This is a genomic window from Thermomonospora catenispora (assembly GCF_006363815.1).
In the GTDB taxonomy this organism is placed as follows: Bacteria; Actinomycetota; Actinomycetes; order Streptosporangiales; family Streptosporangiaceae; genus Thermomonospora; species Thermomonospora catenispora.
Window position 1 is genome coordinate 19,361 of record NZ_RRYT01000003.1, and the last position, 22,661, is coordinate 42,021.

Consider the following 22,661-nt stretch of genomic DNA (forward strand, 5'->3'; position numbering starts at 1 on the left):
GTGGGGTGGACATCGGCATCGGACTGCCCGGGCATGCGCCCTGGAGCGACGGCGGGGCGCTCGTGGAATGGGCGCGCCGTGCCGAACGCCGGGTTCGCCGCGTTGAGCGTGAGCGACCGGCTGGTCTGGACGACGCCCGAGCCGCTGACCGCACCGGCTGCGGCGGTCGGCGCGACTTCTCGCATCCGGCTGCTGACGAGCGTGCTGCCGGCGCCGCTGCGCGCCGACCGTGCGCGGTTCGCCGAGGCGGTCACCACGCTGGACCGGCTGGCCGGCGCCGGGCGACTGCAGCCCGTCCTGGCGCCCGGACCGCATGAGAACGACTTCGCCGTGGGCGGCGTCGACTACGCGTCCCGGGAAGTCCTGTGTCGTCGCCGTCCGGGGGCGGCGCCGCAGACCCGCTGCATCGCAGCGGCCGTCGACCGACGCGGCGTGGACGTCAGCCGGGATGGCCGTTCGACCGTCGATATCTGGCGCTCATGGCGTGGAAGACCTTCTTCGGCTCCCAGCGGGTCTCGTCCAGCATGCGCACGACCCCATAGGAGGCGATGTCGCGGTCGCCGGGTTTGCCGTAGTCGGCGAAGGAGAACCACAGGGCGGTGTCCACGCCTTCGTCCTCGAAGATGTCGAGCAGCTCGGTGAAGTAGCGCACCTGCTCCTCCTCGTCCGGGACCGCTCCCGGCGGGGGCTGCCAGGCCATGCCGCCCAGGTCGCCCGCGCCGCGGTAGGCGCACGTGCCGTATTCGGTGACGGCGACCGGCTTGCCGTGGGAGAAGAACTCGCGCAGGCGTGCGCGGAAGACGGCGGCGTTCTGCGCGGTGCGGTAGGCGTCGACGGACACCAGGTCGAACGGTTTCCAGTCGACCGGCTCCCAGGGACCGGAGGCGTAGGTGACCCTCCCGCCGAAGTGAGCGCGCACCGCCGCCGCGGCCTCGGCGAGGAAGTCGTTGAGGCGTTCGACGGCCGGGCCCAGGGAGGTCCACCAGTCCAGGTCGGCGGTGGTCATGGCGTGGAGGCGGTCGCGGTAGGTGTCGCCGGGGAGGAATCCGCGGGCGAAGGCGCTGAGCTCGCAGCCGGTGACGAACACCACCTGGGCGCCGCCCTCCCGCAGGGCCTCCGCGCGCCGTGCGCAGTCGACGAAGAACGGCAGGACCTCCTCGGGAGGGAAGTCGATCGGGAACGGGGAGAACCACACCTCCAGGCCGGCGTCGGCCGCATGGCGCGCCGCAATGCTCAGCCGTTCGGCGTCGCGGCCGGAGATGCGCACGGCGTCGCAGTGCAGGTCATCGGCGATCACCGCCATCTCGCGCCGGACCTGCCCGGGGTCGAAGGTCTTCCGGGTGAGCTGAGGGCCGGGGAAGGTCCCGGTGTCGTAGTTGATGCCTCGTGCGCGCATCTCAGCGCCTTTCTGTGTGCTTGAGCCCGTGTTCCAGCAGGTCGAAGGCCCGTTCGACGTCCTGGGCCAGCGCACGGCCGGCGTCTTCGGCGTCGGCGCCGTCCAGCAGGCGCTGGAAGTGGGTCTCTTGGAGGGCGAGCAGGGACGCCGCGACCTGGGCCGCCATGAGCGCGGCCGTCGTGGGGTCGTGCTCCTCGGCCAGGACCTGCGCCAGTGCCCGGCGTTGCCGGTACAGCAGGGCGTTCGCGGCGCCTTGCAGCGTGGGGCTGGCGTGGATCACGCGCAGCCGGGCGAGGAGCGTGTCGAGTTCCGCCGGGGGGATGCGCCGGGCGGCGAACGCGCGGTAGTGCGTGCGCAGGGCCTCCAGCCAGTGCCGGTCGGGAGGACGGGAGGCGACGATCCCGGCCGGGTCGTCGTCGCCCACGCCCTGCAGGACGAGCGACTCCTTGGTGGGGAAGTAGGCGAACAGCGTCGCCTTCGCCACCTCGGCGGCCTCGGCGATCTCGTTGACCGTCACCGCGTCGTAGCCGCGCTCGGTGAACAGCCGCAGCGCCACGGCGGCGATCCGCCGCCTGGTCTGCTCCTTCTTGCGCTGGCGAAGCCCGGTCACGCGGCCACACTATCCCATACCTGGTTCAAAGTTGAACTCGGTCTGATTTTGTGCGGGCTTCACCGGGACGAAGGCGGCCGAGGTGGACGAGAGGGGCCGAAGGCCCGCCGGCGGGGTCCGCATGGCGGGGCCGCGACCCGCGCCGGTCGCGATCTCGGGTCGCGATCTCGAGCGGTGTGCGGCCTCGTCGGGGCGGGTCGTCTCCGGAGCCGTCTCCCGAGCCGCCGGCGGACCGCCGGCGGGGCCTCGCGCGGGGCGGAGAGGCCGGAGCGGGACCGGCCGTCGAGGAAGGCGTCTCAGCCGGCGTTCGCGGGGGCCTCCAGGGCGCGGGGGATCGCCCAGCGCCAGCAGACCAGCGCGCCGAGCAGCGCCACCGCGAAGCCCAGCACCGGGATCCAGACGAACCCCACCGACGACAGCAGCAGGCCGCCGACGGCCGAGCCGAGCGAGATGCCCACGTACATGAGGCAGCTGTTCCAGGAGAAGACCGAGCCGATCTGCGGGGTGAAGCCCGCCACCAGCCGGGCCTGGAACGCCGGCACGCACGGATAGGCGACCAGCGCGAACAGGGCGAGGACCGTCAGCAGGACCGCGGCCGGGGCGTGGAGCGCGCCGTCCACCAGCAGCTCCAGCACGGCCAGCGACAGCAGGCTGGCGGTGGCGACCCGCCGTGCGCCGAACCGGTCGGCGAGGCGCCCGCCGAACAGGCTCCCGGCCACCGCGCCCGCGCCGAACAGGACCAGCGCGACGGCGACCAGACCGGTGGACAGTCCGCCCTCCGTGCGCAGCGCCGTGCCCAGATAGGTGTAGAGCGCGTAGACGGCCAGCGCCCACAGGCCGGTGACCGAGACCGCTCGGATCTTGGTGAGGACGGTCACCCCGCCGGCGGGGCGGGGCTCCGCCGGATCTTCGGGCCGGATCGTGCTCGCACCGCCGGGCCAGGTCCGGGCGTTGACCAACGCCAGCAGGGCGGCCAGCGCGCCGAGTCCGACGAAGGCGGTCCGCCAGCTCGTCACCGAGGCCAGCGCCGTGCCGGCCGGGGCGCCGGTGGTCAGCGAGATGAGGAATCCGGCCGTGGCCACCGCCATCCAGGTGCCGCGTCGGTCCTTCGGCGCCATCTGCCCGACCAGGGCCTGGACCGAGGGGGTCACGGCGCAGGCGCCGAGGCCGGCGAGCACCCGGGAGATCAGCAGCACCGCGAAGGAGGGGGCCAGTCCGGTCAGCGCGTTGGCCGCGGCGAACACCGCCAGGCCGGCGACGAGCACCGGGCGCCGTCCGTACCGGTCGCCGAGCAGGCCGATGACCGGCGCCCCGATCAGGTAGGCGACCGAGAACGCGGTGACCGAGGCGCCCGCCGCGCCCGGCGAGACCTCGTACTGACGGGCGATCGAGGGCAGCAGCGGGGAGACCACGAACAGGTCGGTGCCGATCGCCAGCAGGGTGAGGAAGGCGACCGTCAGGACGAGGGGTCCTCGGACGGTCGTGCCCCGGGTCGTGTCCCGCTCCGGGCGTCGGTCCTTGCGCGCCCCGTCCCGTGTCTCGATCGCGTCGCTCATGCCCGTCTCCCGATCCATGGCGGGCTCAACGCTATCTCAGGAAATATTTTCTGAGGAAATATTTTTCTGGTGATGGTATGATCAGGACATGGCGCCCCATGACCCGATCGACGAGCTTCTCGCGCAGTGGTCGTGGGCCGCCTACGACCTGCCGCTGGCCGAGATGGCCGTCGCCGAGCGGATCACCCGACTGGCCAGGCGTCTGGAGCGGCTGACCGCCGACACGCTCGGGGCCTACGGCCTGGAGCCCGGCGAGTTCGACGTGATCGCCGCCTTGTTGCGCGCCGGTCCGCCCCACGAGCTGACCCCCACCGTCCTCCACCGGTCGCTGATGATCTCCGGCGGCGGGCTCACCAAACGGCTCAATCGCCTGGAGAGGCGCGGCCTGATCACCCGGCGGCTCGCCTCCGGCGACCGGCGCTGCCTGCCGGTCGCCCTCACCGACACCGGCCGGCGACTGGCCGAGCAGGCGGTGACGGCGCACGCGCGGGCGATCGCGGAGTTGATCGGGACCCTCCCCGCCGAGCGCCGTGAGCGGCTGTCCGCGCTGCTGCGCGAGCTGCTCGTCAACGCCGAGCGGGCCCTCGGCGACCGCCCCCGGCCGGACGGCGCGCCCGTGCGCCGGCCGTCGCCCGCGCCCCGTTCTCCCGCGGGCGACCTCGTCTGAACGACCCGCTCGGACGACCCGGCTCGAAACGACCGCCCGGGCCGCTCCGCCGGGTGGCCGGGGTCGGATGCCGGGGTCGGATCTCGATCGTCCCGCCGCTGGAGGCGGCGATGCGCACGGCCTCGCGGAGCTTGGCCGGCCGGGACGTCAGATGCTCCAGGAGCGGGGTTTCGCCGACGGCGGCCTCGGCGGGCATGAGGCGGGGCCAGTGCGCGGCCAGCGTGTCCAGTTCCCGGGGGGACGCCTCCGGCTCCTCGCGCTCCACCCGCAGGGAGCCGGTCGCCGGCCGCGACAGGATCGGCGGTCCGAGCCGTAGGGCCGGCCCCACCCAGTGGGTCATGACGGTGGAGTGGCCGCCCAGCGGGTGCGCGTACGGCAGCGGGGGTTCGGCGGAGCCGTCGGCCGGACCCGGCGCTCAGACGTCGAACGACACGCCCGTCGGGCCTGGCGCCCCCGCCCGCCGCCGGCCCCGGCCTCCGCGGACGGCCGGGGCGGAGTCCGCCGGGGCGAGAAGGCCCCTGCGGCGGGCCGGTGACGTGGGCGCGGGGGCGGAACGGCGACGGCCGACAGTGTCATCGTTCACAGATGCCCGCGGCGGAGTACGGAAAGCTGGCGTAAGGGTTCACCATGAGCGCTTCACAGTGGAGGCTTGAAGCAAGGCGGAACGACACGGAGCGACGGTGAGTGACAAGGGTGCGGCGCCCATGGGTCGTGCGACGGTCGAGCACGCCCTGGCGACGCTCCGTGACGAACGTGATCGCATCTCCGCCTCCCTGCTGGACCTGGAGCAGCACCACGGCCATCGGCTGCTCAAGGGCGCCCGCCTGAGCGGGGGCACTCGGGACCGATGGGAGCGGGCCCAGGCCGCGCTGACCTTCCTGTGGCGGCTGTTCGACGCCTACCAGGGCGTCCTGGAGGAGGCGACCGAGCTGCAGCGGCGGCGGCCGAGCGAGGCGACCCTCCGAAGGCTGACGGAGCTGCTGACCGGCCCGTCCGTGGAGGTCCCGCGGGACGAGATCACCCTCCGGCGGCGGACCCTGCTCGGGCCGGACCGCGAGAGGTGCACCCTCCAGGAGGCCAAGGAGCAGATGACCGAGGCCTATCGGGAGGTCACCGAGCTGGTCTCGGCCGTGGACGCGGCCTGGGAGGCGCTGCTGGAGCCGCTGGAGGCCGCCGAGCGGGAGTGGCGCGAGGCGGTGCGGCTGGCGCAGTCGCTGGGCGAGGGACGCGACGCCGAACTGGACCGGCTCGGCCGGGAGCTGGCCGCGACCGGGCAGCTGGTCCGGACCGATCCGCTGGCCCTGGTCGAGAACGGGCGGGCCGACGCGGAGCGGATCGAGTCGCTGCGCGCCGGCCTCGCGGCGGTGCGCGAGGGCCTCGCCGAGGCCGCCCGGCTGCGCGCCGAGTACGACGAGCGGGTCGCGGCGCTGGAGGCCGGGCTGAGCACCCTGGCCCAGGCCGTCGCCGCCGCCCGGAGCGCCTACCGGACCGTCCAGGTCAAGATCGCCGACCCCGGCGTGCCGGAGCCCGCCGACCCCGGCCCCGTGCTGCGGGAGCGGCTGGACGCGCTGCCCGCGCTGCGCGCCGCCGGGCGCTGGTCCGACCTGGCCGCCCGGATGGCCGAGCTGGAGACGAACATCGCCGGGGCGGTGGAGCAGGCCGAACGCGCCCGCGCCCTCAGCACCGGCCTGTTGGAACGCCGCGACGAGCTGCGCGGCAGGTTGGACGCCTATCGGGTGAAGGCCGCGCGCCTGGGGTTCGCCGAGCACGACGAGCTGGCCCGGCTGCACGAGCAGGCCCGTGCGCTGCTGTGGACGGCCCCCTGCGATCTGCGGCGGGCCACCGTCGCGCTCACCCGGTATCAGCGAGCGCTCAGATCCTTGGAGACCGGGACGGACTGATGGAGAAGTGCACCAGACCCGGGTGCCCGGGTTACATCGAGGACGGCTTCTGCAACGTCGACGGACTCGCCCCGGAGCCCGCCCCCGCCGTCCCCCCGCCCCGGAGCGCCTCCGGCGCCACTCCGGGCATCGCCGCCGCACAGCCAGGCCAGGTGCGGTCCGCCTCGCCCACCCGGCCCTCCTCCGCGCCGTCCTCCGGCTCGCGAGGGAGCGGCTCGGGAGGGACGGGCTCGGGCCGCACCGGGTCGGGCCGGACGGGCTCGGGCCGCAGCACCCGCACCGGACGCACCGGCTCCACCGGGGCGTCGCGGCGCGGGATGCTCGGCGCGGGCCTGGTGGAGGTGCCGCCCGTTCCGTACCGGGACCCGGCCACCGCGGTCCTGAGCAAGCCGGAGGTCCCCGAGAACCGCCGGTTCTGCAGCGTCGACGGCGAGCCGGTGGGGCGCAGCCGGGACGGCCGGCCCGGGCGGACCGAGGGGTTCTGCCCCTCGTGCGGGCACCCCTACTCGTTCACCCCCAAGCTCAAGCCCGGCGACCTGGTCGGCGGCCAGTACGAGGTGCTGGGCTGCCTGGCGCACGGCGGGATGGGCTGGATCTACCTGGCCCGGGACAAGAACGTCAGCGACAGCTGGCGGGTGCTCAAGGGCCTGCTGAACTCCGGTGACGCCGACGCGATGCAGGCCGCCGCGGCCGAGCGGGCCTACCTGGCGCAGGTCGACCACCCCAACATCGTCAAGATCTACAACTTCGTGCACCACCCGGACCCGCAGACCGGGGAGCTCGTCGGCTACATCGTCATGGAGTACGTCGGCGGGCAGTCGCTCAAGGACATCCTGTCCCGGCTGCGCAAGGAGCAGGGCGAGGAGGCCTCGCTGCCGCTGCCCCAGGTGATCGCCTACGGCCTGGAGGTGCTGCGGGCGATGGGCTACCTGCACAGCCGGGGGCTGCTGTACTGCGACTTCAAGCCCGACAACGCCATCCAGTCCGAGGAGCAGCTCAAGCTGATCGACCTGGGCGGGGTGCGGCGGATCGACGACGAGGACAGCCCGATCTTCGGCACCACCGGGTACCAGGCGCCGGAGATCTCCACCGAGGGCCCGTCGATCAGCTCCGACCTGTACACGGTGGCGCGCACGCTGGCGGTGCTGAGCTTCCCGTTCCGCGGCTACACCGGCCGGTACGCCACCAGCCTGCCGCCGCGCGAGGAGGTGCCGCTGTTCCAGCGGTACGAGTCGTTCTACCGGCTCCTGCTGCGGGCGACCGATCCGGACCCCGCCGCCCGGTTCCAGGACGCGGCGGAGATGGCCGAGCAGCTCACCGGGGTGCTGCGGGAGGTGCTGGCCATCGACGACGGGCGGCCGCGGCCGGGGACCTCGACGCTGTTCGGGCCCGAGCAGCGGGCCGCGGGCACGGAGATCGCCGCCGGGGGCGATCAGCGGGCCGTGCTGCCCTCGATGGACGCCCGGTCGGCGGCGGCCGCGCTCCCGGCGCCGCAGGTCGACGGGAACGACCCGGCGGCGGGCTACCTGGCGGGCCTGACCGCGCGGGACCCGGCGGAGCTGGAGGCGGCGCTGAAGGCGGCGCCGGTGCAGTCGCCGGAGGTCGGGCTGATGCTGGTCCGGGTCCGCATCGAGCGGGGGCGGTTCGCCGAGGCCGCCGAGCTGCTGGAGGAGCTGGACCGCACGACGCTGCCCGGCGACTGGCGGCTGGACTGGTACGAGGGGCTGGCCGCGCTGGCCGCCGGGGACTGGCGGCGGGCGGTGGAGCTCTTCGACGGCATGTACGGCCTGCTGCCGGGGGAGCTGCCGCCGAAGCTGGCGCTGGCGTTCGCCCACGAGTGCGGCGGGGACCTTCCGGCGGCCGCCTACTTCTACGACCTGGTGGCGCGCACCGACCCCGGCTATGTGAGCGCGGCGTTCGGGGCGGCGCGGGTGCGGCTGGCGATGGGGGACCGCGCCGGGGCGGTGCGGATGCTGGACTCGGTGCCGCGGATCTCCGCCCACCACACGGCGGCGCAGCTGGCCGCGGTGTCGGCGGCGGTGCGCGGCTGGAGACCCGAGGAGCTGCCGCATCCGGCCCTGGTGGACGCCGGGCGGCGGCTGGCGGACCTGCAGGCGGACCGCAAGCTGGACGCCGAACGGGCCGGCCTGTTCACCGCGGAGGTCCTGGAGGCCGCGCTGCAGTGGACGCTGCACCACCGGCCGCCGCCGGACGTCCCCGAGGTGCTGGGCGTCCCCCTTCAGGAGAACGCGCTGCGCCGCAGGCTGGAGGCCGCCTACCGCGGCCTGGCCCGCCTCGCCGACCACGCCGAGGAACGGCACCGGCTGGTGAACCGGGCCAACGCCGTACGACCGCGGACGCTGGTGTGACATGCCGGAGAACGAGATGAAGGCCGCCGGCTGCCCCGAGTGCGGGTACCCCGTCCTGCCGCACCACGGGTTCTGCGAGGCCTGCGGCGTCCCCCTGCGCGGGGCGGCCTCGCCCGCCCCGAAGGCGCGGGCGCGCCCCGCCGAGTGCGTCGAGTGCGGGAGCACCGAGATCAGCGACGGGTTCTGCGGGCAGTGCGGGCTGCGGCAGCCCGACGGGCGCGAGCACGTGGAGGTGACGACGCCGACGGCGGCCGGGGTCAGCGACCGGGGCCGCCGGCACAGCCGCAACGAGGACGCGATGGCGGTCGTCGAGACCGGCGGGCGGGTGATCGCGGTGGTGTGCGACGGGGTGTCCTCGGCCCCTCGTCCCGAGGAGGCCTCGCAGATCGCCGCCGAGACCGGGGCGGCGATGCTGACCGCCCAGCTGGACGCGGGCGCCGACACCGAGGCGGCGACCCGGGCGGCGGTGCTGCGGGCGGGCAAGGCGGTCGCCGCGCTGGCCGCCTCCGAGCACGAGGCCCCCGCCTGCACGTACGTGTCGGCCGTGGTGGACGTCGGCGCCGTCACCGTGGGCTGGGTGGGGGACAGCCGGGCCTACTGGATCTCCGACGGCACCGGCGCCCGCCCGTCCACCGTGCTGACCGCGGACGACTCGTGGGCGGCGCAGATGGTGGAGCTGGGGGTGCTCACGCCCGCCCAGGCCCACGCCGACGTCCGCGCGCACACCCTCACCTCCTGGCTCGGCGCCGACGCCGGTGAGCTGCGGCCCCGGGTGGAGAGGTTCGAGCCGGGCGGGCCGGGGGCGGTGGTGCTGTGCACCGACGGGCTGTGGAACTACCTGCCGGAGGCCGCCGAGCTGGCCGAGGCGGTGCACCGGGCCCGGGCCGGCGACCCCGCCCGCCCGCCGCTGGAGATCGCCGGCGAGCTGGTGCGCACGGCGCTGGACGCGGGCGGCCACGACAACGTCACGGTGGTGTTGATCCCTTTCCCGCCCCCTGAGGCGGGCTCCCCCTACCCGGCCGGATGAGGAGCGAAGCGAGCGATGCCCGAGTTCACCATCAAGGTCGACCAGAACCGCTACCTGCCCGTGGGCGGTCGCGAGGTGCACGCCATCGTGACCGTGGAGGCCACCGGCGCGGGTGCGGCGGCCGCCGCGACCTCGGCCGCCGAGGTGATCATCATCGACACCTCCGGGTCGATGTCGTTCGGCGACAAGATGGCCGAGGCCAAGCGGGCGGCCAAGGCGGCGGTGGACGTGCTGCGCGACGGGGTGCGCTTCGCGGTGGTGGCGGGGTTCAACCTGGCCCGCCCGGTCTACCCGGCCGACGAGACGCTGGCGGTGGCCTCGCCGCAGACCCGTGAGGAGGCCAAGCGGGCGATCGGGCGGCTGGACGCCTCCGGCGGCACCGCGATCGGCTCCTGGCTGCGGATGGCGCACAAGCTGATGTCGCGGCACGGCGCGGGCGTGCGGCACGCCATCTTGCTCACCGACGGCAAGAACCAGCACGAGACCCCGGCCGAGCTGGACGCGGCGCTGGCCGAGGTGAACGGGGGCTTCGTGTGCGACTGCCGGGGCGTGGGCACCGACTGGGAGGTCGCCGAGCTGCGCAAGATCGCCTCGGCGATGCTGGGCAGCGTGGACATCGTCGCCGACCCGCGCGACCTGGAGGCCGACTTCCGCGCGATGGCGGAGAAGGCGATGGGCAAGGCGGTCGCCGACGTGGCGCTGCGGGTGTGGACGCCCCAGAACGGGACGGTGAAGTTCCTCAAGCAGGTCGCGCCCTCCCTGGAGGACCTGACCGGCCGGCGGGTGGAGTCGGCCCCGCAGTCCGGCGACTATCCGACCGGCACGTGGGGCGATGAGATCCGCGACTACCACCTGTGCGTGCAGGTCCCGCCCAGCGACGTGGGCCGGCAGATGCGGGCGGCCTGGGTGAAGCTGGTCGTCCCCGACGGGGCGGGCGGCGAGCAGGTGCTGGCGTCGGGCAACGTGCTCGCCGAGTGGACCGACGACGAGGCCAAGTCCACCCAGATCAACCCGCGGGTGGCGGACTACACCGGGCAGGCGGAGCTGGCCGCGGCCATTCAGGAGGGGTTGGCGGCCCGCCGGGAGGGCGACGTGGACACCGCGACCGCTCGGCTGGGACGGGCGGTGGTGCTGGCCCGGCAGGCCGGCAACGAGCAGATCGGACGGCTGTTGGAGCGGGTCGTCGACGTGATCGACCCGGTGACCGGGACGGTCCGGCTCAAGAAGAACGTCGACAAGGTCGACGAGATGTCCCTCGACACCCGGTCGACGAAGACGGTGCGCACCCGCAAGGACGGAGGATGAGCCATGCCGACCTGTCCGAACGGCCACTCCTCCGCCACGGACGACTACTGCGACGTCTGCGGGGAGCTGATGACGGGGGCGGCCCCGGCGCCGCCGCCCTCCTCCGCCGAGTCGGCGCCGGCCGGCGGGCCGGCGGAGGAGGGCGGGGCCTGCCCCTCCTGCGGCACGCCCCGGGTCGGGCGGTTCTGCGAGACCTGCGGCTATGACTTCGCGACCGGCCGGGCGCCGGAGCCCCGGCCGTTCCTCCAGCCCGCCGGGACGGACGGGCGGCTCGGGCCGCAGGCCTCCACGTCGGCGCCGATCTACCAGTGGACGGTGCAGGGGGCCGCGCCCGGCGGCTGGTCGGCGGTGGTGTCGGCCGACCGGGAGTACTTCGAGAAGGTGCTGGCCGAGCTGGGACCGGACGGGGAGAGGCTGAAGTTCCCGCCGTTCGCGCCGCCGCGCCGTTACCTGCTGGTCGGGCAGCAGGTGCGGATCGGGCGGCGCAGCGTCTCCCGGGGCTTCGTCCCCGAGATCGACCTGAGCACCCCGCCGGAGGACCCGGCGGTGTCGCACATCCACGCCGTGCTGATGGCCCGGCCGGACGGCACCTGGGTGCTGGTCGACCCCGGCTCCACCAACGGCACGACCGTCAACGACTCCACCGAGCCGATCCCGTTCAACGTGGAGGTGCCGGTGCACGACGGCGATCGCATCCATGTCGGCGCCTGGACCACCATCACCCTGCGGAAGGAGTGACCCGCCGTGACGGTGACCGCTCAGTCCCCGGCGGGGCCGACGCCCGCCGTTCCCGATCCGACCCCTCCCGCCGGGCCTCCGCGGCCCGGCGCCGTCCGGCGGCTGGCCCGGCGGATCCACCTGCGCACCGTGCCGGCCCGGATCCGGGCGATGACGCTGGTCGCGGTGGTGGCGGTGGGCGTGCTGTTCGGCGCGGCGTCCTGGGCGATCGGCAACGCCCGCGACGGCCTGGCGACCATCGGGCACGACGCCGGCCCGCAGGTGGTGGCGACCGGCGACCTGTTCTTCGCGTTGAACGACATGGACGCCCAGGTCGCCAACGTGCTGCTGTTGGGCCGCGACCGCGATCTGGGGCGCGGCCGGGAGGCCTCGCTCCGGCTGTACGCGCAGCGCCGCAGCGAGGCCTCCCGGGCGCTGCTGCAGGCCGCCCAGCTCGCCGGGGACGACCGCACCGAGCAGCGCACCGTTCAGGCGGTGCTGGACGGCCTGGGGGAGTACGAGCGGCTGGCCGCCCGGGCGATCCAGCTCGACGAGCAGCGGCCGCACCCGGCCGGGCCGCCGTCCGATGAGGTGCTGGCGCTGTATCGCGAGGCCACCGACCTGATGAAGCTGAAGCTGCTGCCGCAGGCCTACAACCTGACGCTGGAGAGCGGGTCGATCGTCCGCAAGACCTATGAGCGGGAGCACTCCTCGCTGGTGGCCGGGCGGCTGTGGGTGCTGGGCTCGGGGCTGGCCGTGGTGGCGGCGCTGGCGGCCGTCCAGGTGTATCTGGCGCGGCGGTTCCGGCGGCTGGTGAACCCGGCGCTGGCGCTCGCCACGCTCGGGGCGGTGGCGCTGACGGCCGCGGTCGCGGTGCTGGTGGGGACGCAGGCCGGGCTGCTGCGCAAGGCCAAGGAGGAGGGGTTCGACTCGGTGCTGGCGCTGTCGCGGGCGCGGGCGATCGGCAACAGCGCCTACGCCGACGAGGGCCGCTATCTGCTGGACCCGGTGCGCCGCGACACCTACGAGCAGGTGTACTTCGACAAGTCCCAGTCGATCCTGTACCTGGACGCCGAGCGGACCAAGAGCCTGGCCGACTACTACGTCAACCTGGACGCCGCGGTGAACGCCTACCGGTCCCAGCCGCGGGCGACGTTCCTGGGGTTCTTCGGCGATCAGGCGCGGGCGGCGCGGCCCGGCGGCGCGGAGGCCGCCGCCGTGACGCGGGTGCTGGAGCGGTACCGGGAGTTCCAGCGCAAGGACCGCTCCGTGCGCGAGATGGTGGCCGGCGGCCGGCTGGGGGAGGCGCTGAGGCTGCATCTGGACGGTCGGGAGTTCTCCCGGTACGACGCCGCGCTGGTGGAGTTGGCCCGCATGCACCGCGCCACCTTCACCGGCGCCATCCGCCAGGGCGACCGCGGGCTGCGCGGCTGGGACGTCGCGCTGCCCGTCGCGTCCGCCGCCCTGGTCGTCTTGATCCTGCTGGGGGTCCGGCCGCGTCTGGCCGAGTACCGCTGAGCCGCAGCATCGGAGGTGGAAGATGCGCATTCCCCGTACCGCCGCGCTGGCGTCGGCCGCCGCCGTGGCCGTGGGCGTGCTGACCGGCTGCAGCGCCGGCGGGGGCGAGTCGATCCTGGACCGGGAGACCTTGACGATCGGGGTGAAGGCCGACCAGCCGGGGCTGGGGCTGCGGCGGTCGGACGGCGAGTTCGTCGGGTTCGACGTGGACGTGGCCCGCTATGTGGCGGGCAAGCTGGGCTTCTCCGACCAGGAGATCCGCTTCACCGAGACCCCCTCGAACGTGCGGGAGCAGGTGCTGGAGCAGCGGCGGGTGGACATGGTGGTGGCGTCGTACTCGATCACCGCCAGCCGCAAGACCAAGGTCACCTTCGCGGGGCCGTACTACGTGGCGCATCAGGACACGCTGGTCCGCGCCGGCGACTCGGCCGTGCGGAACGTGCGGGACCTGGCGAACCGCCGCCTGTGCAAGGTCACCGGGTCCAACTCCTGGCGGCGGGTGACCGAGGAGCGGGGGGTGCCGGCCCGGCTGGTGGAGACCACCACCTACAGCGACTGCGTGGACCGGCTGATCAGGGGCGAGGTGGACGCGGTGAGCACCGACGACCTGATCCTGGCCGGGTTCGCGGCCCAGCGCGGGAACGCCGTCAAGATCATCAACGCGCCGATCTCCGACGAGAAGTACGGGATCGGGCTGCACAAGGGGGACCTGGACGGCTGCGAGGCGATCAACCGGGCGCTCACCGAGATGTACCAGGACGGGACGGCGGCGCGGCTGCTGGACAAGTGGTTCGGGCGGACCACGCTGCGGACGACCGACAGCGTGCCGCAGTTCGAGGGCTGCTCCTGAACCGGCGACCAAAATTACCAACCGGTCAGTAGAAATGAAGATCCTTCGGAATTGGCGTGCGCCGGCGGTCGCGTCGGGCCGGAAATGAGAGATGAAACACCCTGAATGCGCTTGCACTGGACATACCGTCCAGTAGTGCGGAGGATTTCCCCGGCCCTCCCGCCCGGCGGCGATCGCGCCGGGACCGGCCGCCCGAGCCGGCCCGGGCGACGAGCGAGGCCGGCCCCTGTCGGCACCATACGTGCTGGTAGGGACGTTTTCCGTTACCCGAGGGCCAGCCGGTCGTGACGGCGGTGCCGATGCGGGCGCCGTTCCGGCGGGGCGTTACAGTGGCCGTTGGGGAATTCGGGAGGTCGGGTGTTCTATACGTTCCTGGCGCGCGTGGTGGCTCCGATCCTTCGGCTGCTTTTCCGGCCGCAGGTGGAGGGGTTGGAGAATGTGCCGGCCCACGGGCCGCTGATCATCGCGAGCAACCATCTGTCGTTCATCGACAGCTTCATCATCCCGCTGGTCATCCCGCGGCCGGTGACCTACATCGCCAAGGCCGAGTACTTCGAGCAGCCCGGCCTCAAGGGCCGCTTCATCCGCTGGTTCCTCACCACCCTGGGCCACATGCCCATCCGCCGCGGCGCCCGGCGCGCCGCCATGGGCGCCCTGGAGCAGGCCGTCGAGGTCCTGCGGAACTCCGGCGCGTTCGCCATCTACCCCGAGGGCACCCGCTCGCGCGACGGCCGCCTCTACCGCGGCCGCACCGGCACCGGCTGGCTGGTCCTGGCCACCGGCGCCCGCGTCCTGCCCATCGGCCTGCAGAACACCCAGACCGTCCAGCCCGTGGGCGCCGCCCTGCCCCGCATCGTCTGGCCCGGCCGCCCCCGCCCCATCGTGCGCATCGGCCCGGTGATGGACTTCTCCCACTACCGGGACCTGCCTCCGGCCAAGGCCCGCCGCATCATCACCGACGAGATCATCGAGACCATCCAGAAGCTCTCCGGGCAGGACTACGCCGGCGTCTACAACGAGACCGCCGATCTCTCCTGACTCTCGCCCGACTCAGGACGCCCCCGTCGAAATCCCCTCCCCGCGCGCGGGGTGCGAGTAGGGTCGCGAGCATGGTCTTGTCACGTAGCGTCCATGGTGTCTTGCCCATTGTGATGGGAAGTGTCCTGCTCGCCACGAGTTGCGGCGGCGGCGGCGACGGAAAGAACGCCCAGGCCCGGGCCGCGCGGCAGACGGCGCCGCCCGGCAGATACACCGCGGCGCAGCTCCGCGAGGCGCTGCCGACCGAGCTGGTGGGGTATCGGCGGGTCGGAGAGCCGGAGTCCGGGGAGTACGGGTCGCTGCGGGGCATCCAGAACTTCAACCAGCTCCGGAACGAGATCACCTACGACAAGCCCCAGTGCCGGGAGATGACCGGGGCGGCCACCGCCTCCGACACCGCGCTGCGGACGGCGCCGGCCGCGGTGGTGCAGTTCGTCAAGGGCTCGGACCAGTCGGTGTCGACCACCCTGATGGCCGTGCCCGACGAGGTGGCCGAACGGCACGTCCGGGTCCGGACCCCGGAGGGGTGCAAGCGGTTCCGCACCAGGATCGGCCGGCGCTGGTCCGAGCACCGGGTCGTGGAGGCCGGCGCCGGCAATGTGGGGACGGCCTCCCGGATCCTGGGCGTCTCCACCGTCAGCGACAACGCCGCCGTCAACACCTGGTACGCGGTCCTGCGCGGCCGCGGCTACCTGGCCACCATCGCCGTCTACGGCCCCAAGGTCACCCGGGCCGAGGCCGAGCAGCTGGCCCGCCAGACCTACGACCACGCCGAACGCGTCCTCCCGTGACGGGGCGTCCGGACCCCGCCCCCGGGCGGCCCCGGGCGCCGGCGGCGGGCCGGGGCGGACGCGGCGCAGGCGGGGCGCGGGCGCGGCACAATGGCACGCATGACCGTGCCCCGGGTCGCCGTCACCGTTGACCTCGTCGTGCTGACCGTGCGCGAGCAGCGACTGTGCGCGCTGGTGTGGCGACGGGACCGGCCGCCGTACGCCGGCTGCTGGTCGTTGCCCGGGGGGTTCATCCAGCTGGACGAGGACCTTCCGGTGGCCGCCTCCCGGCTGATGGCCGAGCGCGCGGGCCTGCGGGACGTGCGGATCCATCTGGAGCAGCTCGCCACCTACGGCTACCCGGACCGCGATCCGCGCCAGCGGGTGGTCAGCGTCGCCTACCTGGGGCTGGCGCCCGACCTGCCCGCCTCCAGCCGGGCGCAGGTGCTGTGGCGGGCCGTGGACGACCTGGTCGAGCGCGAGGAGGCGGCGTTCGACCATCGGCGGATCCTGCGGGACGGCATCGAGCGGGCCCGGGCCAAGCTGGAGTACACCTCGCTGGCGGCGGCGTTCTGCCCGCCGGAGTTCACGGTGGCGGAGCTGCGCCGGGTGTACGAGATCGTGTGGGGGACCTCGCTGGACCCCCGGAACTTCCACCGCAAGGTCACCGGGGCGGACCGTTTCCTGATCCCCACCGGCCGCACCACCACCCGCGACGGCGGCCGGCCCGCCCGGCTGTACCGGCGCGGAGACGCCGAGCAGCTGCGTCCGCCGATGCTGCGTCCCCGCACCTGAGCGGGGTTTCGTAGGCTTGGGGCACTTTCACCTGTCGTCCCCTCACCCGTCATCCCCCTGGAGGACAACGGTGTCCGTGCCACGCTTCCGTTCCGTGCTCGACCGGTTCACCGCCTACAAGCCCGGCAAGACCGCGGTGTCGCCGGACGGGCGGTCGTTCAAGCTGTCGTCCAACGAGTCGCCGTTCGAGCCGCTGCCGTCGGTGCAGGAGGCGATCGCCGACGCGGCCCGGCGGATCAATCGGTACCCCGACAACAACGCCACCGCGCTGATCGAGGCGATCTCGGCGCGGTTCGGCGTGCCCGCCGACCATGTCGCGGTGGGCTGCGGATCGGTCGGGGTCACCCAGATGCTGCTGGAGGCGGTGAGCGAACCCGGTGCGCAGGTGCTGTACGCCTGGCGGTCGTTCGAGGCGTACCCGGTGCTGACGGCGCTGGCCGGCGCGGAGTCGGTGCAGGTCCCGCTGCGCGAGGAGACCCACGACCTGGACGCGATGGCCGAGGCGATCACCGAGCGGACCCGGCTGATCTTCGTCTGCAACCCCAACAACCCGACCGGCACCGCGGTGCGCCGCGCCGAGCTGGAGCGCTTCCTGGACCGGGTGCCCGAGGACTGCCTGGTGGTGCTGGACGAGGCCTACCGCGAGTACATCCGCGACCGGGAGGTGCCCGACGGCCTCACCCTGTACGGCGACCGCCCCAACCTGGCGGTGCTGCGGACCTTCTCCAAGGCCTACGGGCTGGCGGGCCTGCGCGTCGGCTTCCTGGTGGCGCACCCGGTGGTGGCCGAGGCGATCCGCAAGACGATGCTGCCGTTCAGCGTGAACTCCCTGGCCCAGGCCGCCGCCGTGGCCTCCCTGCGCGCCGAGGACGAGCTGCTGGAGCGGGTCGAGTCCACCGTCAAGGAGCGCGAGCGCGTCGCCGAGGCGCTGCGCGCCCAGGGCTGGACCGTCCCGCCCACCGAGGCCAATTTCGTGTGGCTGCGGCTGGGGGAGCGCACGCTGGACTTCGCCGCCGCCTGCGAGGCCCAGGGCATCAGCGTCCGCCCGTTCCCCGGCGAGGGCGCCCGCGTCTCCATCGGCGCCCCGGAGGAGAACGACGCCTTCCTCGCCGTCGCCGAGGCCTACCCGCATCGTAACGGCTGAGCGTCGTCGCCGACCGCCCCGGCGCCCCTGCGGACGGCGCGCCGGGCGGTCGGCGGCGGCGCCGTGGCACGGTCCGGTCTCGCCCTCGCTCCCGTCACGGGCCCGGCCGGTCGGAGCGGGCCTCCTGTCCCGTCCGCGGCGACAGGCGGGTCAGGAGGTCTCCGGAGCGGCGCCGCCGTGGGGCGCGCGTCGCCGGGGGCCGTCCGGCCGGTCCGGACGACCCGGGGCGGCTCTCGGTGGTGACGACGATCGCGACGCCGAGGACGATGATCGCGCCGCCGAGCAGCACGGGCCAGGTGACGGCCTCGCTCAGGACCAGCGCGCCGAGCAGCACCGCCACCACCGGGTTGACGTAGGCGTAGGTGCCGACGATCGACAGCGGCGCGTTGCGCAGCAGCCAGGCGTAGGAGGTGAACGCCAGCAGGGAGCCGAAGGCGATCAGGTAGCCCAGCGCCAGCCAGGACCGGACGGTGATCGCGCCGACGTCGAGGCTCTCCCCGCGGGCCAGCCCCAGGACCAGCAGCGCCGCGCCGCCGGCGGTCATCTCGTACACGCTGGCGGCGAAGGAGTCGGCCGGCATCGGCAGCCGCCCGGCCAGGAACGACCCGGTCGCCCACGACAGCGAGGCCGCCAGCAGCACGGCGGCGCCGAACGCGCTGCCGGAGGAGCCGCCGGGCAGGATCGACAGCAGTGCCACCCCGACGAAGCCCACGGCCACCCCCAGGAAGGTGGCGAGGGGCGGCCGGTCGCCGCCGACGCTGCGCAGCACCACCAGCCACAGCGGAACGGCGGCCACCAGCAGCGCCGCCAGTCCGGTGGAGACGTGCTGCTCGGCGATGGCCACCAGGCCGTTCCCGCTGGTGAGCAGCAGCAGGCCGACCAGCATGGCCGAGCCGATCCGCCGCCGGGAGGCCCGCAGCGCGCCCGGGCCGCGCCGGAGCGCCAGGAAGGCCGCCAGCAGCGCCGCGGCGATCAGGAAGCGGATCCCGGCGTGCAGCATCGGCGGCATGGACTCGATGGCGATCCCGATCCCCAGGTACGTCGAGCCCCACACCACGTAGACCACCAGCAGCGCCGCCCAGGCGAGCGGGGTCATCCCCGGCGAGCCGGTGTCATGAGCATCAGCGGCCATGACTCCTGACAGTAGGGCATGGCCTCCCCTGCCGAAAAGGCAGAATCACCCCTCTTTACGGGATCATCCCTCTTCTCGTGCGGCGCAGTCGGCGGTGGCGGTGAGGGTGTGCGGCGACGGATCGCCGGGCGAGGCGAAGGCCTGGGCGGAGTAGGACGAGGGGCAGACCTCGAAGACACGGCTCACGCTCACCACCGCCGAGCCGTTCACCTCCACCGAGACCGTCACCCGGTCGCCGTGCGGGACGCCGTCGGCGTGGAACTGCACGGCGATCGTGGCGGTGCCCCGGCCCGAACCGGTGACCTTGACCTGCGCGGTGGCCGTCCCGGTCGCCGGATCGAGATCGAGCGCCACCACCTGCACGCCGGTGACCCGGAACGGGGCCGGAGCGGACGGGGAGGCGGACGGGCCGCCGGGCCGGTCGGGCCTGCCGCCGGTGTCCGGGGAGGCGCTCGGGTCGGGCGTCCCGGAACGCGTGACGCGCGGCGTCGCGGTCGCCGACGCCGTCGGAGAGGGGGAGGCCGTGTTGAGGGACGGCTGCGCCGAGGGGGGCGCGGCCGCGGGCGGCGACCCCTCGGCGAGGGCCTTCCCGGGACCGCCGGGCAGGGCGGCCTGCTCGGCGCCTCCCGACGACCCGCCGGCGTAGACCGCGGCGGCGGTGCAGGCCAGCAGCGCCGCCGCGGCGGCCAGCGCGGTGAGCGCACCGCGCCGCGCCCGCCGCCCGCAGAACCGGGCGGCGCGCTCCTCGGGCAGCCTGCTGGCCAGCGGGAACAGCAACGCCAGCACCGCGGCCCGCTCCCCGAGCAGGGCGCGGCCCCGGCTCTCCCAGGCGGCCCCATAGGCGGCCAGCGCGGCGCTCTCCAGTCGGCCCAGGAAGATCGACGCGGTCGGCGGCCGGTCGTCGGGGTGCTTGGCCAGCCCGGCGGTGATCAGCGATACCAGCTCGGCGGGCACCCCCTCCAGCGGGATCGGCGCCAGGCAGTGCTCGTCGGCGGTCCCGGCCGGGAACGGCGGCTCCCCGGTCAGGCACTCGTGCAGCACCGCCGTCGCCGCGTACAGGTCCGTGGCGACCGTGCGCCGCCTGCCCTGCCACAGCTCCGGCGCCCGCTGCCGGACCGGGGTCTCCTCGGCGAACGCGGCCACGCCCAGCCCGCCCAGCCGGCTCGTGCCGTCCTCGGTGACCAGCACGGCGCCGGGGCTGATCGCGCCGTGCAGGACGCCCGCCCCGTGCATGGCCTTCAGGCCCAGCAGGATCGTCTTGAAGACCGCCAGGGCGGCCTCGGGGGCCAGCCGGCCCTCGGCCATCAGCAGCCGCTCCAGGCTGAGGCCGTTGACCAGATCGCCGATCAGAGCGGCCCCCTGCGGGGCGGTGACGTACTCGTGCTGCCGCACCAGCGCGGGATCGTCCAGCGAGGTGATCAGCTTCGCCTCGGCGTCGGCGTTCCGTCCGCCCGCCGGCAGGTACCGGATCGCGACGGGCTCGCCGGTGCGCCCGGCGACCGCCAGCACGACCCGGCCGCCGGGCCCCCTCCCCAGCTCACGGACATGGCGATACCCCGCAACCGCCCAGTCGCCGCTCACATCACACCTTCCGGCTCCGGTCCTCTCCCCGACGCCCCGATGCAGACACGCCGCCCGGGCCGGAGGCGCCGCGGCGGCGTGGGCGTGATGATCCGAACACTACCGGTGTCCGGCTTTCACGCCGACTCATCCGGAGATGACCGCTATCGATGGGACGCCCGAGCCCACGGGGCGGTTGCCATGCCCCGCCCGCGCGCCGGGGACGCCGTACGGACCGGCGGCGCCGGCCGGCGACGGGGCGGGGCGCCGTGCCCCGCGCCGTCCGTGAGCCGGGGCGCCGCGCGGCCGGTCAGGTGGCGGGGCGCCGCGCGACCGGTCAGGTGGCCGCCTTGGACTGGGGGCCGAGTTTCTCCACGATCAGGCGGTAGAGCTGGCGTGGACGACCCGGCTGGGGGGTCCGGTTGGGCGGCAGCGGCCAGGCCAGCCCCTCCTCCACCAGGGTGCGCAGCAGCCGGCGGGCGGTGCGCGGGGTCACCCCCAGCATCCGGCCCGCGGTCTCGGCGTCCACGATGAGGGGCTGCCCGTCCCCGTCGGCGTCCGAGCCCTCCTGCTCGAACTTCTCCGCCAGCCGGGCCAGGATCTCCAGGCCCTTCGCCTTGGGCTGCTGCTGGGGGCGCGGCGGCGTCCGGGGGGCCGGCACCAGCGCCCGGCCGTCGCGGTCCAGGGCGAAGCCCTGCGCCCGCTGCGAGGTCTGGGAACGCGCCAGCGCCGCCCGCGCGTGCGTCTCGGCCTCGTGCGCGGTGCGGCCCATGCCGATCCCGACCTCGATCGTCAGGCCCAGCTCCTCGCGGGCCCGGTCCACGAACGGCGGGGTGCGGAAGCCGTCGGTGGCCGCGGCGATCGAGCCCCGGGTGGCGGTCACCAGGTAGCTGTGGTCGTCCACCGGAGACACCAGGGCGTTCATCCGGTGGGCCTCCTGCAGCAGCATGCGGTGCAGGGACAGCTTCAGCTCATCGCGCCAGTAGCGGGGGGTGACCCGACGCGGGGTCTCCCGCAGCGTCGGGACGTCCACCAGCACCACGACGAGCTGGGACTCCTCCAGCCGGTGGTGCGCCCCCAGCAGCGCCGCCGTCTGCAACGAGCTGCGGATGGCGGCCCCGGTCGGGCGCACCCGGATGGTGGGCACGCCGGCCATCTCCATCCGCTCGGCGGTGGCGTGCACGCAGGTCATCGCCACCGTGGTGATGCCGCGCCGCCACAGCCGCTCGTGGAACGCCGCCAGCGTGCCCGGCCCGGCGGCCTCCTCGCGCAGATGGACGTGCTCGGTGCCCAGGCTGATCTCGCTGTAGGCCTCCTCGACCTCGGCCCGCCCCAGCACGTCGATGCTCACCCGGGCCGGGTCGTACCGCTCGTCGAGAGCGGCCCGCAGCAGCGCTCCTTGCAGCGCCGCTCCGTTCAACGGCACGTAGGTGGCCGGCATGGTGAGCACCCCGGCCTTGCGTGCGAAGTCGTAGGGAACGGGACTGGCGAACAGGCACACGTCCACTCCCGAGCCCAGCCGCACCACCTTGTCGGCGGCCTCCTGCTCGTCTCGGTACGCCGCCGCGACGAGGCGGCTCGGCACCGGAGTGGGCCCGTGGCCCATCAGCATGACGCGTTCCACCAAGTCATGGGGGCCGACCACGCCGATCGTCAGCTCAGGCGTGGATCCGGCCGCTCTCGCCGCCGTCACAGGCACCCTCCTGCTCTTGCGGGGGGTGGAGCTCCTGTCTGATCGTGCGCGTTCGCGCATGTTCCGCCCGCCGGTTGACTCATGGCTAGTCGCCCCTGCCTTCTGACCCAGCACCGCACTTCCCGCGATTCGTTCCTCAAAGGGCAGATCGGGTCAGGGCGACCACGTGTGACGCCCAGACGCGAAATCGAATCAAGGGTGCGGCGAAAAAGTAACGTATGCGACCCCTAAGGCAGTAACTTGTCACCATACGGGCAGACTCGATCCGGCATCTGGGACTGTCCGAAGTGCGGTAATCAGTGCGCTACCGCGCCAAAGGGCCCTTCTGGGGGGCTTTGCGGAAGATGACTGGAGTTTGTTGCCGTCACGGAGCGGTCGCGTCACAGGCACGGAGAGTGCGCTCCTCGGGCTCGCCGGGCCGCGGCGGCGAGGGGCCGCCGGGTGCGACGGCCGGGTGATGGATCGTTCCACAATCGCCTGCGCGAGCCCTTCGGCGATCCGTCGTGACCACTTCGCGCCGACGGGGGCCGGGGTGGAGAAGCGGGCGGTCGAGGGACGGTGCGGTGAGCGGAGAGGCGGGCGGCGTGGCGGGCGAAGAGGCGGGGGAAGAGGC

Annotated in this window: 18 protein-coding genes and 1 pseudogene; 13 read left to right on the forward strand and 6 right to left on the reverse strand. The window is 74.1% G+C overall.

What is annotated here, in order from left to right; translation table 11 throughout:
* Positions 1-33 precede the first annotated feature (33 nt).
* A pseudogene (locus EIO00_RS25860) lies at positions 34-345 on the forward strand (LLM class flavin-dependent oxidoreductase); the annotation flags it as partial.
* A 94-nt stretch (positions 346-439) separates the two neighbouring features.
* Here EIO00_RS25860 and EIO00_RS03490 read toward each other — a convergent pair.
* The 3 genes from EIO00_RS03490 to EIO00_RS03500 form a co-directional block, all read right to left on the reverse strand.
* Entirely contained in the window at positions 440-1,396 is a 957-nt protein-coding gene (locus EIO00_RS03490) for a hypothetical protein (RefSeq protein ID WP_140175449.1), read from the reverse strand.
* Between the two features lies 1 nt (position 1,397).
* The gene (locus EIO00_RS03495; RefSeq protein ID WP_140175450.1) at positions 1,398-2,006 is read right to left on the reverse strand and encodes a TetR/AcrR family transcriptional regulator; all 609 of its coding nucleotides are present in this window, start codon (positions 2,004-2,006) and stop codon (positions 1,398-1,400) included.
* Positions 2,007-2,302: 296 nt separating this feature from the next.
* A complete protein-coding gene (locus EIO00_RS03500) occupies positions 2,303-3,562 on the reverse strand; it encodes an MFS transporter (RefSeq protein WP_140175451.1) in 1,260 nt (419 codons plus the stop codon).
* An 88-nt stretch (positions 3,563-3,650) separates the two neighbouring features.
* On the opposite strand from EIO00_RS03500, the gene EIO00_RS03505 reads away from it, so the two are divergent.
* The 12 genes from EIO00_RS03505 to hisC all read left to right on the forward strand — a co-directional run bounded on the left by EIO00_RS03505 (position 3,651) and on the right by hisC (position 17,663).
* Positions 3,651-4,229, forward strand: coding sequence for a MarR family winged helix-turn-helix transcriptional regulator (locus tag EIO00_RS03505; RefSeq protein ID WP_140175452.1), 579 nt, complete (start codon positions 3,651-3,653; stop codon positions 4,227-4,229).
* A 704-nt stretch (positions 4,230-4,933) separates the two neighbouring features.
* Positions 4,934-6,130, forward strand: a complete 1,197-nt coding sequence (locus EIO00_RS03510) for a hypothetical protein (RefSeq protein ID WP_241661088.1) — start codon at positions 4,934-4,936, stop codon at positions 6,128-6,130.
* On the forward strand, positions 6,130-8,499 hold the full coding sequence (locus tag EIO00_RS03515; protein ID WP_140175454.1) for a serine/threonine-protein kinase: 2,370 nt from the start codon (positions 6,130-6,132) through the stop codon (positions 8,497-8,499). Before EIO00_RS03510 ends, EIO00_RS03515 begins: the two co-directional genes overlap by 1 nt.
* Position 8,500: 1 nt before the next feature.
* On the forward strand, positions 8,501-9,526 hold the full coding sequence (locus EIO00_RS03520; RefSeq protein ID WP_140175455.1) for a PP2C family protein-serine/threonine phosphatase: 1,026 nt from the start codon (positions 8,501-8,503) through the stop codon (positions 9,524-9,526).
* A gap of 15 nt (positions 9,527-9,541) precedes the next feature.
* Positions 9,542-10,831 carry a vWA domain-containing protein gene (locus tag EIO00_RS03525; protein ID WP_140175456.1) on the forward strand — a complete coding sequence of 430 codons (1,290 nt, stop codon included), beginning with the start codon at positions 9,542-9,544 and terminating at the stop codon, positions 10,829-10,831.
* Between the two features lie 3 nt (positions 10,832-10,834).
* Positions 10,835-11,569, forward strand: coding sequence for an FHA domain-containing protein (locus tag EIO00_RS03530; RefSeq protein WP_140175457.1), 735 nt, complete (start codon positions 10,835-10,837; stop codon positions 11,567-11,569).
* A gap of 6 nt (positions 11,570-11,575) precedes the next feature.
* Positions 11,576-13,066, forward strand: a complete 1,491-nt coding sequence (locus tag EIO00_RS03535; RefSeq protein WP_241661089.1) for a hypothetical protein — start codon at positions 11,576-11,578, stop codon at positions 13,064-13,066.
* A gap of 22 nt (positions 13,067-13,088) precedes the next feature.
* On the forward strand, positions 13,089-13,916 hold the full coding sequence (locus EIO00_RS03540) for a glutamate ABC transporter substrate-binding protein (RefSeq protein WP_140175458.1): 828 nt from the start codon (positions 13,089-13,091) through the stop codon (positions 13,914-13,916).
* Positions 13,917-14,273: 357 nt separating this feature from the next.
* A complete protein-coding gene (locus EIO00_RS03545) occupies positions 14,274-14,954 on the forward strand; it encodes a lysophospholipid acyltransferase family protein (protein WP_140175459.1) in 681 nt (226 codons plus the stop codon).
* A gap of 113 nt (positions 14,955-15,067) precedes the next feature.
* On the forward strand, positions 15,068-15,745 hold the full coding sequence (locus EIO00_RS03550; RefSeq protein WP_241661090.1) for a hypothetical protein: 678 nt from the start codon (positions 15,068-15,070) through the stop codon (positions 15,743-15,745).
* A gap of 99 nt (positions 15,746-15,844) precedes the next feature.
* Entirely contained in the window at positions 15,845-16,519 is a 675-nt protein-coding gene (locus EIO00_RS03555) for an NUDIX hydrolase (RefSeq protein ID WP_140175461.1), read from the forward strand.
* Positions 16,520-16,595: 76 nt separating this feature from the next.
* Positions 16,596-17,663 (forward strand): histidinol-phosphate transaminase, encoded by a 1,068-nt coding sequence (gene hisC / locus EIO00_RS03560; RefSeq protein WP_175596127.1) that lies wholly within the window; start codon positions 16,596-16,598, stop codon positions 17,661-17,663.
* 94 nt (positions 17,664-17,757) lie between these two features.
* Here the strand turns inward: hisC and EIO00_RS03565 are convergent, their stop codons facing one another.
* From EIO00_RS03565 to EIO00_RS03575, 3 genes are all read right to left on the reverse strand, one after another.
* On the reverse strand, positions 17,758-18,795 hold the full coding sequence (locus EIO00_RS03565; RefSeq protein ID WP_175596115.1) for an EamA family transporter: 1,038 nt from the start codon (positions 18,793-18,795) through the stop codon (positions 17,758-17,760).
* A 63-nt stretch (positions 18,796-18,858) separates the two neighbouring features.
* Positions 18,859-20,376, reverse strand: coding sequence for a serine/threonine-protein kinase (locus EIO00_RS03570; protein ID WP_140175463.1), 1,518 nt, complete (start codon positions 20,374-20,376; stop codon positions 18,859-18,861).
* 316 nt (positions 20,377-20,692) lie between these two features.
* On the reverse strand, positions 20,693-21,982 hold the full coding sequence (locus EIO00_RS03575) for a transcriptional regulator (RefSeq protein ID WP_161602645.1): 1,290 nt from the start codon (positions 21,980-21,982) through the stop codon (positions 20,693-20,695).
* Between the last annotated feature and the right edge of the window lie 679 nt (positions 21,983-22,661).

Excerpts from the sequence above, each read along its gene's own strand:
- EIO00_RS03490 (WP_140175449.1), bottom strand. The coding sequence starts at position 1,396 with ATGCGCGCACGAGGCATCAACTACGACACCGGGACCTTCCCCGGCCCT.
- EIO00_RS03500 (WP_140175451.1), bottom strand. The coding sequence starts at position 3,562 with ATGAGCGACGCGATCGAGACACGGGACGGGGCGCGCAAGGACCGACGC.
- EIO00_RS03505 (WP_140175452.1), top strand. The coding sequence starts at position 3,651 with ATGGCGCCCCATGACCCGATCGACGAGCTTCTCGCGCAGTGGTCGTGG.
- EIO00_RS03510 (WP_241661088.1), top strand. The coding sequence starts at position 4,934 with ATGGGTCGTGCGACGGTCGAGCACGCCCTGGCGACGCTCCGTGACGAA.
- EIO00_RS03515 (WP_140175454.1), top strand. The coding sequence starts at position 6,130 with ATGGAGAAGTGCACCAGACCCGGGTGCCCGGGTTACATCGAGGACGGC.
- EIO00_RS03520 (WP_140175455.1), top strand. The coding sequence starts at position 8,501 with ATGCCGGAGAACGAGATGAAGGCCGCCGGCTGCCCCGAGTGCGGGTAC.
- EIO00_RS03525 (WP_140175456.1), top strand. The coding sequence starts at position 9,542 with ATGCCCGAGTTCACCATCAAGGTCGACCAGAACCGCTACCTGCCCGTG.
- EIO00_RS03530 (WP_140175457.1), top strand. The coding sequence starts at position 10,835 with ATGCCGACCTGTCCGAACGGCCACTCCTCCGCCACGGACGACTACTGC.
- EIO00_RS03540 (WP_140175458.1), top strand. The coding sequence starts at position 13,089 with ATGCGCATTCCCCGTACCGCCGCGCTGGCGTCGGCCGCCGCCGTGGCC.
- EIO00_RS03550 (WP_241661090.1), top strand. The coding sequence starts at position 15,068 with ATGGGAAGTGTCCTGCTCGCCACGAGTTGCGGCGGCGGCGGCGACGGA.
- EIO00_RS03555 (WP_140175461.1), top strand. The coding sequence starts at position 15,845 with ATGACCGTGCCCCGGGTCGCCGTCACCGTTGACCTCGTCGTGCTGACC.
- EIO00_RS03565 (WP_175596115.1), bottom strand. The coding sequence starts at position 18,795 with ATGGCCGCTGATGCTCATGACACCGGCTCGCCGGGGATGACCCCGCTC.